This is a genomic window from Cohnella thermotolerans DSM 17683 (genome assembly GCF_000429825.1).
Classification (GTDB): Bacteria; Bacillota; Bacilli; order Paenibacillales; family Paenibacillaceae; genus Cohnella; species Cohnella thermotolerans.
The window spans coordinates 29,316-42,713 of sequence record NZ_AUCP01000034.1 but is presented as its reverse complement, the minus strand read 5'-3'; the positions used below and the strand labels follow the sequence as shown (position 1 = coordinate 42,713).

The following is a 13,398-nucleotide window of genomic DNA, read 5'->3' as shown; positions in this document are numbered from 1 at the left end:
CCGCCGGGAAACATCGACAAAGAGAGGATTTTCAGGCATGATGTCGAAGTATCTAAAGTCCGAATTCTAACGGGAAGTGATTATGTGATTGAAATGCACGACATATGGAAGACCTACCCGGACGGTACGACCGCGCTTCAAGGCGTCAGCGTCGTCATCGATCGCAACGAATTCGTCTACATCGTCGGCCCGTCCGGCGCCGGCAAGTCGACGTTCATGAAGCTGATCTACCGGGAGGAAGTGCCGACCAAAGGGCAATTATCCGTCAACGGATTCAATATAGGCAAGCTGAAGCAGCGCAAAATTCCCTACGTTCGCCGCAACATCGGCGTCGTATTCCAAGATTACCGTCTTCTCCCCAAATTATCCGCCTACGAGAACGTCGCGTTCGCGATGGAGGTTATCGAAGCCCCGAAGCGGACGATCAAGCGGCGCACGATGGAAGCGCTGGAACTGGTCGGCCTGAAGCATAAGGCGGGCAGCCTGCCGGCGCAATTGTCGGGCGGCGAGCAGCAGCGCGTCGCCATCGCCCGGGCGATCGTGAACAATCCGGCCGTCATCGTCGCCGACGAACCGACCGGGAACCTCGATCCGGAGACGTCGTGGGGGATCATGAAACTTTTGGAGGAGATCAACTTCCGGGGCACGACCATCGTCATGGCCACGCACAACAAAGAGATCGTGAACACGCTGCGCAAGCGTGTCATCGCCATCGAGCGGGGGACCATCGTTCGGGACGAGATGAGAGGGGAATACGGCTATGAGATTTAGCACCCTCGTCCGGCATATCCGCGAAGGCGTGAAGAACGTCTTCCGCAACGGATGGATGTCGTTCGCATCGATGGGCTCGATCGTCGTCTCCCTTTTTATCCTCGGCGTCTTTATGTTGCTTGCCTTGAACGTGAACAAGCTGGCCGACCAAGTCGAAAGCCAGGTTCAAATAAGCGTCTACTTGCAGCTTGACACCAAGCAGGACAAGATCGACGAGATCAACCGCATCATCGGCCGCATTCCGGAAGTGAAGAAGGTCACGTTCGTCTCCAAAGAGGAAGGCATGCGGCGGCTGATGGAGAGCATGGACGACAGCGCCAAAAAAGCGCTCGACGGCTACGAGAACGAGAATAATCCGCTCCCGGACGGCTTCGACGTCGAAGTGTTCGAGCCGCAGAAGGTCGCCTACGTCGCCAAGCAGATCGAGGCGATCAACACGACCGACGCGGACAAGCCGATTCTCGGCGTGAAGTACGGTAAGGGCACGGTGGAGAAGCTGTTCCGCATCACAAACGCCGTGCGCAATATCGGGCTGATCATCGTCGCAGGCCTCGCCGTCATGGCGATGTTCCTCATCTCCACGACGATCAAGATGACCATCATCGCCCGGCGCCGGGAGATCGGCATTATGAAGCTCGTGGGCGCGACGAACAGCTTTATCCGGTGGCCTTTCTTCGTCGAAGGGGTGCTCATCGGCCTCGTCGGCTCCGGCTTAACCAGCGCTTTGCTTCTCTACGGCTATTCGCGATTGATCCAGTCTGCTCAATTCGACCTCGGGCTCATGATGATCAAGTTTGCCACCGTCGGCGAAGTCGGCTGGTTCGTTACCGGGACGCTGCTCATTCTGGGGACGCTGCTGGGCATTTGGGGAAGCGTCGTGTCGGTTCGCAAATATTTGAAGGTGTAATCTCGGAAGGGGGACTACCGTGAGACGCAAGCTGCTGGCCGTTGCGGCCATGTTGGTCGCCGTCGCGTTCCTGTGGCGGCCTTACGACAGCCATGCCGAGACCCAATTGCAGAAGATCGAGCGCCAGCTCAAAGAGATTCAGCAGCAGATGAACGAAGCTTCGGAGAGCAAGAAGAAGGCGGAGCAGGACAGCAAGGCGTTGGCCGCCAAGAAGGAAGCGACCAAAGAAGACATCGACAGGCTTATGGCGGAGATCGAAAAGGCCACTCGTGAGATGGACGCCACGCAAGCCAAGATCGACGAGGCGGAGGACAAGCTGCTCAAGACGACGCAGGAGCTCCAGGCGGCGGAGAAGGAGCGGCAAAACCGCGACCATCTGCTGCGATCACGCATTCGTCTTATGTATACGAACGGAGCGGTGTCGTATCTCGACGTGCTGCTCAGTTCGACGAGCTTCAGCGACTTCGTGAGCCGCTTCGACGCGCTGCAGTCCATTATGAAGCAAGACAAGCAGGTACTCGTCCAAAGCGAGCAATACAAGGCGCTCGTCGCGGACAAGAAAGCGCAGGTCGAAGGCGAACTGAAGGTCGTCAAGGGCCTGTACGCCGAGATGGCCGACCGGAAGGCGACGCTCGAGATGAACGAGCGGTCGAAGGAAGTGCTCGTCGCCAAGCTGGACAAGCAGATCGAGGAGACGGAGGACATCAGCGAGGAAGCCGAGAAGGCGCTGATGGATTTCGGCAAGAAGTACTCGAAGCTGCTCGAGCAAAAGAACAAAATCAAGAACTATTACAGGGGCGGCAAGCTCGGCATGCCGCTGAAGCGGGAGTATCGGTTGTCCTCCCCGTTCGGCTACCGAATCCATCCGGTCACCGGGCAGAAGAAGCTGCACACCGGCATGGACATGGCGGTTCCGCAGGGAACGCCGGTGTACGCGGCCGAGTCCGGCGTCGTCATCGTCGCCCAGTCGTGGAGCGGCTACGGCAACTGCATCATCATCAACCATGGCAACGGCTTATGGACGCTGTACGGCCATTTGAAGCCGGGAGGCATCCTCGTCAAGAAAGGCCAAACCGTCAAGCGCGGCGAGAAGATCGGGCTCGTCGGCATGACCGGAACGGCCACGGGGTACCACTTGCACTTCGAAGTCCGAAAAGACGGAACGCCGGTGAATCCCGCGCCGTATTTGAAATAGAACGCAGCTTCGCATGCGATGACAGCCGCTTCCGCGGTCCGCAGCGTCCTCTTGGTCAGACAGGAAAGGGGAGCGGCGGACGGGAAACGGCTGTTTTTTTGGCATGTCGGGGGCTTGCCTATCATACCTTAACGAAGACGGTTGAGAGAAAAGAGGGTGGATTCCCTTGTTGTTTCGCGGTCGAACGGTGCTGGCGATCATGTTGGCTACGGCGCTCGCCACGTGTCTGGCCACGATCGGGGCTTTGAGCATCGCGGGAAAGACGAACGGCTTTTTCTCTCCGACGGCGACCGGAGCCGAAGCTGCGGGCCGTTCGCCGGAAGACGCGTCCGCAAGCGGCTTCAGCGAGGCCGAGCTTGCGAAGTTGAATAAAGCGTTGAATCTGATTCGCCGCCAATATATCGACCGGGTCGATGCGGACAAGCTGCTGGACGGCGCCATCGCAGGGATGATCGGTTCGCTGGGGGACCCTTATTCGGCGTACTATTCCGAGGATGAAGCGGAGAAATTTGCCGATTCGCTGAACGGAGCGTTTACGGGCATCGGCGCAAAGCTCGATCTGGCGGACGGGGCGATCGTCGTCGAGCGGGTGATGAAAGGGACGCCGGCCGAGAAGGCCGGCTTGCAGGCAGGCGATATCCTGCTCGAGGTGAACGGGCAAAGCCTCGAAGGGGTGGAAATCCGGGATGCGATCGCCAAAATCCGCGGTTCCAAAGGAACGAAAGCGAAGCTGCGGGTGAAGCGGACCGGGATCGCCGAGCCGCTCGAGCTGGAGCTCGTCCGGGACTTGATCGTGGCCGAGACGGTCGAAGGCGAGCTCGGCGCGGACGGCGTCGGCAAGCTGCGGATCGCGCAGTTCACCTTCGACACGCCCCGGTTGGTGCAGCAGGAGCTTGACGCGCTCGAGAAAGCGGGGATGAAGGCGCTCGTTCTCGATTTGCGCGACAATCCGGGGGGCGTGCTGAGCGCCGCCGAATCGGTGGCGGAGATGTTCGTCCCGAGCGGAAGGACGATCGTCGTGGAGGAAGACGGCGAGGGCAGGCGGCAGACGAAGACGGCCGGCGGCGATCCGGGCCGGGGCAAGCCGTATCCGATCGTCGTGCTCGTCAACGGCGGAAGCGCCAGCTCGTCCGAGGTGTTGGCGGGCGCCTTGAAGCAGTCGGCGCAGGCGGTTCTCGTCGGGTCTTCGACGTACGGCAAAGGTACGGTGCAAGTGAGCTTCGAGAACGAGCTGGGGGATGGAAGCCTCCTGAAGCTGACGGTTCGGAAATGGCTGCTGCCGGACGGCACGTCCGTTCAGCCGTCGGGAATCGAACCCGACGTTGCCGTCGACCAGCCCGATTATTTTGCGGCGGCGGCGCTGCCCCGCGGACGAACGCTCGAGCCCGACGAGACGAGCGGGGACGTGCGGAATTTGCAGCTCATGCTCGAAGCCGCCGGCTGTCCGCCGGACCGCAAGGACGGTTACTACAGCGAAGGGACCCGGGCCGCGGTCGAGCAGTTCCAGCAGCGGGAGAAGCTGGCGGTGACGGGAACGGTCGACGATGCGACCGCGACTCGGCTGGAGGAGGAGCTGTACCGGGCGTTGCAGGACCCGAAGCGCGACCTGCAATGGCAAGCGGCCCGGGAGAAGGCGCTGCTGCTGGCCGCATCCCAGTGAGCGATTAGATCTGGTGCCGCCGCTATGCCGCAAGCCGGAGCCGAGCCGGGCCCTAATCCGCCGAAAGGCCGAATTCGCGCTGACATATTTTGCTGCGGAAGGATTTCGAAGACCCCCTGTCGAATAGGTTATAGGCTTGTACGAAGGGGGAAAGGCTTTTATGAATCCTCTGCTGGATCTGTTGCGGGAAGCGGGGCGTGCCGCGCTGGGCATGCTTGCGCTGCCTTATTTGTATATTGCAATCCTGGGTGCCTGGTGGCATGCTCGGCAGGCGTCCACGCTGCAGCGGCAGCTGTTCCACGTCCGCTTGCATTCTTCGCTCGCGGTGACCGCGTATCGCACTTTGGCCGGCTTCGCGGCCGGCCTCGTCATTTCGCTGCTCGGTCTCGGAGCCGGAGCCCGTCTCGATTCGGCGACGCTGTTCTGCGTCTGGATTGCGACCGCGGCATTGCTTCTGTTCCGCCTGCGGTATATTTGCCTCGCTTACGCAGCCGGAGCGCTCGGCGTCGTGCAAGCGGTGTTGTCGTGGTGCGGCGTGGGCGCGTCCGACGGGGAGATCGCCAAGGCGCTCGTCGGCATCGACGTTCCGGGCCTGCTGTTCCTTGCGGGCCTGCTGCATGTGGCGGAAGGGTTGCTCGTTCTCTGGCAAGGCTCCCGGTTTGCCGTGCCGCTGTTCCTCGAAGGGAAGCGGGGCAAGCCGGTCGGCGCCTATTCGCTGTCCGGACTGTGGCCGGTTCCGCTGCTTTGGCTCGTTCCGGCGTCCGGCCCGCACGCGATTGCGCTGCCATGGACGCCGTTGTCGGCATGGGACGGAACGGTTGCGGGCTGGGGGCTCGCCGCTTTTCCGGTGCTCGTCGGGTTTACGACTCGCACCGAGACGCGCTGGCCCGAGCGCAAAGCCCGCGAGACGGGAGGCGGCTTGATCGCGTACGGCCTGATCGTGGCGGGACTTGCCGCGGGAGCCTGGTTCTGGTCGCCGCTGGCAGTTGTGGCCGCGGTGTGCGCGTTCGTCCTGCACGAAGGCTTGCTGCTGTGGGGCCGGTGGCGGGAAGCCGGCCGTCAGCCGCTTTACGCGCAGGATGGCCGGGGGCTGACGATTCTCGCCGTGCTGCCGCGCACGCCGGCGGCGGAGATGGGGCTGCTGGCGGGAGAACGGATCACGAAGGTGAACGGCGCCCGCGTACGGAGCAAGGAGCAGCTTCACGAAGCGCTGCAGCTGCAGTCGGCGTTCTGCCGGCTGGAAGTGGTCAACCGCGAAGGGCATGTCAAATTCGTGCAGCGGGCGCGTTACGAAGGCGAGCATTACCAGCTTGGGCTCATCCTCGCTCCCGATGAGGAAGCCGATTGGGTGGCTGCGCCGCGCTCGGCGTCGATCTGGCGCGGGCTGCAGCGCGCGGGAGCGAGAAAGCGCAAGGCGGCGGCCTTGCGCGCGGCCGCGTCGGAGGCGGCCGGCGCCGCCGGGGAGCTGGCCGCGGCGACGGAGGCGGAGGCCGGGCCGGAAGCGGCGGGAGGCGCCGGAAGCGGGAGCGGCGGACCGGAGGCTTCCGGCGCGTTGCCGAGCTTGCTAAACGGCGGCGAATCCGGCGCGCTTCCGCCTAGGAAATCCAAGAAATAGTTGACGGCCCCTGTCGACTTTGTTAGGATAAGACCACATCGAACGTTCCCTAGGGTTCCGCGGCACAGTCGTCTCGCGCAAGGGCGAGCCGCGCCGGACGGGTCCGAGAGGGAAGGCGCCGACCGATAAGGGGGCGGCGAGCACGGAGGGACAAAAGCCCGGGAGTATCGCGCAGACGGTCTTCGGCAACGCATGTCGTTGCCGGGGGCCGGCGATGATGCTTGCGGGTTTTTGTGTTGTCCGGGAAGTGCGTACGGGAGGATGTTTGGGACACCATGAGACGGGGAGGTCGCGCTAGATGAATCGGTATTGGTTGTTGCTGTGGGCATCCGCACTGAGCGAGGTCGGCTGGGTGTCGGGGCTGAAGCATGCGCATAACGGATGGACTTGGCTGCTGACGGCGACGGCGATCCTCTTTAGCTTCTTCGGGCTGCTGGCCGTAACGCGGGCGCTTCCCGTCGGAACCGCTTATGCGGTGTTCACGGGCATCGGTGCGGCCGGCACGGTGCTGAGCGAGTCGCTCTTTTTCGGCGTTCCGCTGCATGCGGGCAAGCTGGCGTTGGTCATCATTCTGATCTGCGGAGTTGCAGGCTTGAAAATGACAACCGGGCAACCGGAGGAGAGGGAGGCGAAACGGTAATGGAATGGTTCATGCTTGTGGCTGCGGGATTATGCGAGGTGGCCGGCGTCATGGGGCTTAACCTCTGGAATGAGCGCCGCAACGCTGCGTCCCTGACGCTGCTTCTCGCCGGTTTCGCCGCCAGCTTCCTGCTGCTTACCTTGGCGATGAGGTCGATTTCGATGGGAACCGCGTACGCGATTTGGACGGCCATCGGCACGATCGGCGCGACGCTCGTCGGGATGATTTTCTACGGGGAGTCGCGGGAGCCGCGGCGGATTTTTTTCCTCGCGCTTGTCGTCGGCTCCGCGGTGGGTCTAAGATTCATCGGCGAAGGCTGACGGTTTCCGTCAGCCCTTGCTTCAGCCGAGGCTGCGTTTATAGAGGATGTAGGAGTAGAACGTCGGCGTCAGCGAGCTTCCCAGCGCGCCAATGAGAAGGATCGCGACGGCCCAGGAAGCGGGGACGAACCAGGCCAGCAGGAACATCGCAAGGCCGGCGGCGAACCACAGCTTGGCGGCGAGCCGGTGCGTGCGGGTCCAGTTGGATTCGCTGCTCAGCGCCCACGGCGTCCGGATGCCGATGAAGAAGTTGCTTTTCACCTGGCCCATCCGATTGCCGAGCAGCATCCACATGACGCCCAGCGCGCCCAGCACAACGTTCACGAACGAGAAGGACCCGTCCGTCTGATCGACCACCATCGAATAGAAGATGACTTGCAGGAACAAGCTGATCGTCCAACGGATCAGGTTGAAGTAAGACTGAAATTTGACGTAATTGGCCTTGCGCGGATCGAGCGCGCGGGAGATCGTCAGCGCCACGGGAATGAGGATCGTCAACGCGGCATACAGAAGCCAGAACGTCTCCTTGGCCATGGTGCGGTTCGGGTTGCCGTGGAAGTCATAGTGGGACGCGATCCGGGCCGGCAGCTTATCGTTGAAAAGGAGGTAAGCGGCGGCGACGAGCGCGGCGTTGACGAGAGGCAAAATCCAGTCTCTGCGGGACCAGAGAACCGGTTTGGCGCCGTTCGGCGTCTCTTGTTGTTGTCGGTTTGTCATTTCTCATCTTCTCCTTTCGTCCCCAGCATGCCCAGAAACCAGCCGAGCGCCTCCTGAATGACAGTCGTATTGAGGGAGTAAATGATGCTTTGCCCCTGCCGCTCGTCCTGCACGAGCTTGGCGTTCTTCAGAATGGTCAGATGGTGGGAGATGCTCGGCTTGGAGATGGAAAATTGCTCGGCAATCTCCCCGGCGGACATATCCCGTTCCTTCAGGAGCTGGATGATCTGGCGGCGCGTCGGATCCGACAGCGCCTTGAACGTGTCGTTCATGGCAGCGCCTCCTGAGCCTTCGCTGTTTTTATTTTGATATTTAGATAATCATCTAAATAAAGTGTAACCGACAATTGGCGAAATTGCAACAGGCGATTGTCCCGTAGGGAACTTTCTTTATTATACAGGAGGTTGAATATTCAGCCTATAAATGGTTGGATATCGGCAGCTTTTTGACGAGGGTACGGGAAACCGATATAATAGACGGGAACGTATATTCTGATTTTTCCTGCGATTGGATATAGATGTTGACGTACGTAAAAATGGAGGTGCTGACCGATGGCGGAAACGCCCGTGGAATACGGCCAAGCGAGGTTCCAGGTCGTCTCGGATTACGAGCCGCAAGGCGACCAGCCGGAAGCGATCCGGAAGCTGACCGAAGGCTTGAAGGCGGGATTAAAGCATCAGACGCTGCTCGGCGCGACGGGGACGGGGAAGACGTTCACGATCGCCCACACGATCGCCCAGGCGAACCGGCCGACGCTGGTCATCGCGCACAACAAGACGCTGGCCGCGCAGCTTTGCAGCGAGTTCAAGGAGTTTTTCCCGAACAATGCGGTCGAGTACTTCGTCAGCTACTACGATTATTACCAGCCCGAAGCGTACATTCCTTCGACCGACACGTACATCGAGAAGGATTCCAGCATTAACGAAGAGATCGACAAGCTGCGCCACTCCGCCACGTCCGCGCTGTTCGAGCGGCGGGACGTCATCATTGTGGCGAGCGTCTCGTGCATTTACGGCTTGGGCTCGCCGGAGGAATACCGCGATCTGCGGCTCAGCCTGCGCGTCGGCATGGAGAAGCCGCGCAACGCGATTTTGCACAAGCTGGTCGACATTCAATACCAGCGCAACGACCTGAACTTCGTGCGCGGGACGTTCCGGGTGCGCGGCGACGTCATCGAGATTTTCCCGGCTTCGCACGGGGACCGGGCGATCCGGGTCGAGCTGTTCGGCGACGAGATCGAGCGGATTACCGAGATCGACACGCTGACCGGCGAGATCGTCGGGGAGCGCGAGCATGTGGCGATTTTTCCGGCGTCTCACTTTGTGACCGCCGAGGAGAAGATGAAGCGGGCGCTCGTCAACATCGAGCGGGAACTGGAGGAGCGTCTGGCCGAGCTGCGCGCGGAAGGCAAGCTGCTGGAGGCGCAGCGGCTGGAGCAGCGGACGCGCTACGACCTGGAGATGATGGCGGAGATGGGCTTCTGCTCCGGCATCGAGAACTACTCGGGGCCGCTGACGTTCCGCGGGCGGGGGGAGACGCCTTATACGCTGCTGGACTTTTTCCCGAAGGACTTCCTCATTGTCATCGACGAGTCCCACGTAACCCTGCCGCAAATCCGGGCGATGTACAACGGGGACCAGGCTCGCAAAACGGTGCTCGTCGACCACGGCTTCCGGCTGCCGTCCGCAAAGGACAACCGGCCGCTCAAGTTCGAAGAATTCGAGCAGAAGGCGAACCAGCTCATCTACGTCTCGGCGACGCCGGGCCCGTACGAACTGGAGCATTGCCCGACGATGGTGGAGCAGATCATCCGTCCGACGGGGCTGGTCGATCCGGTCATCGAGGTGCGCCCGACGAAAGGACAGATCGACGATCTGCTCGGCGAGATTCGCGCCCGGATCGCGAAGGACGAGCGCGTGCTCGTGACGACGCTGACGAAGAAGATGGCGGAGGACCTGACCGACTACCTGAAGGAAGTAGGCATCAAGGTCAACTATTTGCATTCCGACGTGAAGACGCTCGAGCGGATGGCGATCCTGCGCGATCTGCGGCTCGGCACGTTCGACGTGCTCGTCGGCATCAACCTGCTGCGGGAAGGTCTGGACTTGCCGGAGGTTTCCCTCGTGGCGATTCTCGACGCCGACAAGGAAGGCTTCCTACGGGCGGAGCGCTCGCTCATCCAGACGATCGGGCGCGCGGCGCGCAACGCCGAAGGCCGCGTCATCATGTACGGCGACAAGATCACGGAGTCGATGGAGAAGGCGATCAGCGAGACGGAGCGCCGCCGCGCGATCCAGCTCGCGTACAACGAGAAGCACGGCATTACGCCGCAGACGATCCGCAAGAAGGTGCGCGACGTCATCGAAGCGACGAAGGTGGCGGAGCAGAAGAGCTCGTACTTGACGGGTGCGGAGAGCGTCGACAAGATGTCGAAGAAGGAGCGCCAATCGCTCATCCAGCGGTTGGAGGCCGAGATGAAGGAAGCGGCGAAAAATCTCCAGTTCGAGCGCGCCGCCGAGCTGCGCGACGCGCTGCTGGAGCTGAAGGCGAACATGTAGCCGCCGGCTCGATGAGTCGCCGCGTCTCGCGGCCTGTGCAACCCAATGATGCCCACTAGCTTTGCATAACAGCTTCAGATGCTTGTCCAGGAGACTTTAGGGGAGGTTTATCCCATCCCGAGTCTCCTTTTTTATTCGCGTGGGCGTTCCGATTCCAATCGGGGGACGGACCGAGGATCCGTTATTTCTCGTCTGGAAGCGTATTAGGAATTGCAACGGACATAGGATCCGTTATTCGCTTCAAACCGTGCCCTCATCGAGGACAATCCGGCGCATAGCGGAACCAGGGTCCGTTCGAACATCAAAAAAGCGATTTTTGGCCAAATAACAGCCTGTGTGTCCGTAAGCGTTCGGCGTCCTGCCCGGTCATGCTCCATGAAGCCCTAAAGACGCAGAAGGCGTTGTTGCTTCCCTCTCTTGCATCGTCTGCAGCGCCGTGAGATCAGCATTTTTGATTTCGGCCGAAAATACAATAGGTTATGGAAATGCAGTTCGAGAGGAGAATGGACAATGGCGTATCCCATGTATCCTTATCTAGGTTGGGAGCAGCAATGCACAAATGTTCCGGTCGTTTTTCCTCCGCAGCATCAGAACAGACATCCGGGATTTGAATATTTGATGAATCCCCGGCCGCTTTCCGATAATCCGGGTTATACGGGAAGCGGAAAGTTGAAAAAAAAAGTAGCGATTGTGACGGGCGGGGATAGTGGAATCGGGCGGGCCGTGGCCATCGCTTTTGCCAAGGAAGGAGCCGATCTGGTGATCCCTTATCTCGACGAGCACCAGGATGCGGCCGAAACGAAGCGAATCATTGACAAGCTTGGACGAAACTGTATGCCTATAGCTGCGGATTTGAGGGAGGAAGACGCTTGCCGCTACATTGTGGAGACAACGATCAAAACCTTTGGACGGCTCGACGTCCTGGTGAATAATCACGGCGTGCAGTTTCATCAAAACAGTATTATGGATATTACAAAAGAACAGCTGATGAATACGTTTCATACCAATATTATTTCTTTTTTTGATATGGTCAAAGCTGCGCTGCCTCATTTGCCCGCTGGGGGCTCCATTATAAACACGACCTCGGATACCGCTTTTTCCGGGATGGGGAATATGATCGATTATACGGCCACGAAAGGGGCCATTGTGTCCTTTACCCGTTCATTGTCCCTGTCGTTGGCCAAACATCGGATTCGGGTAAACGCGGTAGCGCCAGGACCCACTTGGACGCCGCTAATCCCGTCTGCATTTACAGCGGAAGAGGTTAGAACCTTTGGAACAGAAGTGCCTTTGAGACGGCCGGGACAGCCATTTGAATTGGCGCCGGCTTACGTGCTGCTGGCTTCCGATGATTCATCCTACATATCAGGCCAAATTTTAATCGTAAATGGCGGATCCGTCGTAACTTGATTTTCCAAAAGATCGCCGACCTTAAGGTTCATCAACTCTCCGATGCGCATCCCCGTTTCAAGCATCACCATTATTGATCGGGTATGGGCCATTGGGCGCCCCGCCAAACGAACGGCACCTCGCCACCGGATTCAATCGGTTCGCGAGGTGCCGTCTTTTTCTACTTATAAAGCCTTTACGATGCCGCCGTCGACGAGCAGCGCTTGTCCGGTCACGTAGGTGTTGGCGAACGAGCCGAGGAAGACGGCCGCGCGGGCGAATTCCTCCGGCGTGCCGACCCGTCCGAGCGGAATTTGCGCGGCGGATTCGCGCTGCACGTCCTCGACGGACACGCCCAGCTCCGCGGCGCGCTTGCGGTCGAGGTCGATCAGCCGGTCCGTGCCGATCCGCCCGGGCGCAACGGTGTTGATCAGGATGCGATCCGGCGCGAGCTCCGTCGCCAGGCTTTTGGTCAGCGCGTTGACGCCGGCCCGGAAAACGTTGGATAAGATGAGGTTCCGGATCGGTTCCTTGACCGACATCGAGGCGACGTTCACGATTCGGCCCCCGTCCGCAGCCTCGCGCAGCGCCGGCAGCGCTTCGCGAATGAGCCGCACCACGCTCATCAGCGTCAGCTCGAAGCCGCTCTGCCAGCCGTCGTCGTCGAACGCTTCGAAGCCGCCCTGCGGCGGGCCGCCCGCGTTCGTGACGATGGCGTCCAGCCCGCCATGCTCCCGGACCGCCGCCCGGACCGCCGCCCGGATGTCGTCCGCGCTGCGCACGTCCATACGCACTACGAACGGCGAGCTGCCTGCGACCGCCGCGATCTCGCCGCGGGCTGCTTCCAACTGCCGCTCGTCTCGGCTCGCGATCGTCACCTTCGCGCCTTCCCGCGCGTATTCAAGCGCGATCGCCTTCCCCAACCCTTTGCTGGCCGCCGCGACAAAAACCGATTTTCCCCGCAATCCCATATCCATTTGTTCCATCTCCTTTAATCAAGCAGCGTTTGCCGGACCGTTCCGGCCTGCCCGTCATCTTGCAAGCAGAGAAGCCGCAGGCTGCCGCGTATCGCGCAGGAACCGTTATTCACTCGCCTTCGGCCGGCGCTTCCGCTTCGACCCTTTTGCCCAAAACCGCCAAATCGCGCTCCACGCCGTCCAGCACGGCTACCCGCGGATAGTAGCCCCACTGCTCGAAGCCGAATTTGCGCAGCAGACCGAGACTGGGCTCATTATGCGCGAAAACGAAGCCCAAAACCGTATGAACCCCCAGCCGGGGGCATTCCGCCAGCACATGCGCCAGAAGCCGGCTGCCGACGCCGGAGCCCCGGGCTTCCTCCGCCACGTAAATGCTCAGCTCGACCGTCGCGTCGTAAGCGGGCCGCCCGTAAAACGTGCTCAGACTCGCCCAAGCCATCACTTGGCCGTCGCGCTTCGCCGTCCACAGCGGCCGGCGATCCGGCGTGTGCGCCTCGAACCAGGGCAGCCGGCTCTCGACGGTGACGGGCTCCAGGTCGGCGGTTACCCGCCGGGAAGCGACGGTGCTGTTGTAAATGTCCACGATGGCGGGCAGATCCTCCAGCGCGGCGAATCCGATCGCGATCTCGTTTCTTTCGTCCATGGCTCC

General features: G+C 60.8%; 13 protein-coding genes and 1 riboswitch. Of the genes, 9 read left to right on the top strand and 4 right to left on the bottom strand.

Translation table 11 applies throughout. From position 1 onward, the window contains the following. Window positions 1–84 precede the first annotated feature (84 nt). From ftsE to G485_RS0105910, 7 genes are all read left to right on the top strand, one after another. Complete coding sequence (gene ftsE, locus G485_RS0105940; protein ID WP_027091802.1) at window positions 85–771, top strand: cell division ATP-binding protein FtsE; 687 nt, start codon at window positions 85–87, stop codon at window positions 769–771. Beyond that, window positions 761–1,678 (top strand): permease-like cell division protein FtsX, encoded by a 918-nt coding sequence (gene ftsX / locus G485_RS0105935; RefSeq protein ID WP_027091801.1) that lies wholly within the window; start codon window positions 761–763, stop codon window positions 1,676–1,678. The genes ftsE and ftsX overlap by 11 nt, the downstream gene beginning before the upstream one ends. Window positions 1,679–1,697: 19 nt before the next feature. Beyond that, entirely contained in the window at window positions 1,698–2,873 is a 1,176-nt protein-coding gene (locus G485_RS0105930) for a murein hydrolase activator EnvC family protein (protein WP_027091800.1), read from the top strand. A 166-nt stretch (window positions 2,874–3,039) separates the two neighbouring features. After that, window positions 3,040–4,533, top strand: a complete 1,494-nt coding sequence (locus tag G485_RS0105925; RefSeq protein WP_027091799.1) for a S41 family peptidase — start codon at window positions 3,040–3,042, stop codon at window positions 4,531–4,533. Window positions 4,534–4,693: 160 nt separating this feature from the next. Beyond that, complete coding sequence (locus tag G485_RS25285) at window positions 4,694–6,148, top strand: PDZ domain-containing protein (protein WP_051318055.1); 1,455 nt, start codon at window positions 4,694–4,696, stop codon at window positions 6,146–6,148. Window positions 6,149–6,186: 38 nt separating this feature from the next. Then, window positions 6,187–6,315, top strand: a riboswitch (guanidine-I (ykkC/yxkD leader). Window positions 6,316–6,446: 131 nt separating this feature from the next. Next, window positions 6,447–6,788, top strand: a complete 342-nt coding sequence (locus tag G485_RS0105915) for a DMT family transporter (RefSeq protein WP_027091798.1) — start codon at window positions 6,447–6,449, stop codon at window positions 6,786–6,788. Continuing rightward, window positions 6,788–7,108, top strand: a complete 321-nt coding sequence (locus tag G485_RS0105910; protein WP_027091797.1) for a DMT family transporter — start codon at window positions 6,788–6,790, stop codon at window positions 7,106–7,108. Before G485_RS0105915 ends, G485_RS0105910 begins: the two co-directional genes overlap by 1 nt. Window positions 7,109–7,129: 21 nt before the next feature. Here the strand turns inward: G485_RS0105910 and G485_RS0105905 are convergent, their stop codons facing one another. Together G485_RS0105905 and G485_RS0105900 are read right to left on the bottom strand one after the other, a co-directional pair. Continuing rightward, complete coding sequence (locus G485_RS0105905) at window positions 7,130–7,825, bottom strand: SdpI family protein (protein ID WP_027091796.1); 696 nt, start codon at window positions 7,823–7,825, stop codon at window positions 7,130–7,132. Next, complete coding sequence (locus G485_RS0105900) at window positions 7,822–8,097, bottom strand: autorepressor SdpR family transcription factor (RefSeq protein ID WP_027091795.1); 276 nt, start codon at window positions 8,095–8,097, stop codon at window positions 7,822–7,824. The genes G485_RS0105905 and G485_RS0105900 overlap by 4 nt, the downstream gene beginning before the upstream one ends. A 279-nt stretch (window positions 8,098–8,376) precedes the next feature. Here G485_RS0105900 and uvrB point away from each other — a divergent pair, with 279 nt between their 5' ends. Continuing rightward, window positions 8,377–10,383, top strand: a complete 2,007-nt coding sequence (gene uvrB / locus G485_RS0105895; RefSeq protein WP_027091794.1) for an excinuclease ABC subunit UvrB — start codon at window positions 8,377–8,379, stop codon at window positions 10,381–10,383. Window positions 10,384–10,893: 510 nt separating this feature from the next. Next, complete coding sequence (locus G485_RS0105890) at window positions 10,894–11,793, top strand: SDR family oxidoreductase (RefSeq protein ID WP_035154963.1); 900 nt, start codon at window positions 10,894–10,896, stop codon at window positions 11,791–11,793. Between the two features lie 164 nt (window positions 11,794–11,957). Here G485_RS0105890 and G485_RS0105885 read toward each other — a convergent pair whose 3' ends face one another. Beyond that, entirely contained in the window at window positions 11,958–12,749 is a 792-nt protein-coding gene (locus tag G485_RS0105885) for an SDR family oxidoreductase (RefSeq protein WP_027091792.1), read from the bottom strand. Between the two features lie 109 nt (window positions 12,750–12,858). Next, window positions 12,859–13,392, bottom strand: coding sequence for a GNAT family N-acetyltransferase (locus G485_RS0105880; protein ID WP_027091791.1), 534 nt, complete (start codon window positions 13,390–13,392; stop codon window positions 12,859–12,861). Between the last annotated feature and the right edge of the window lie 6 nt (window positions 13,393–13,398).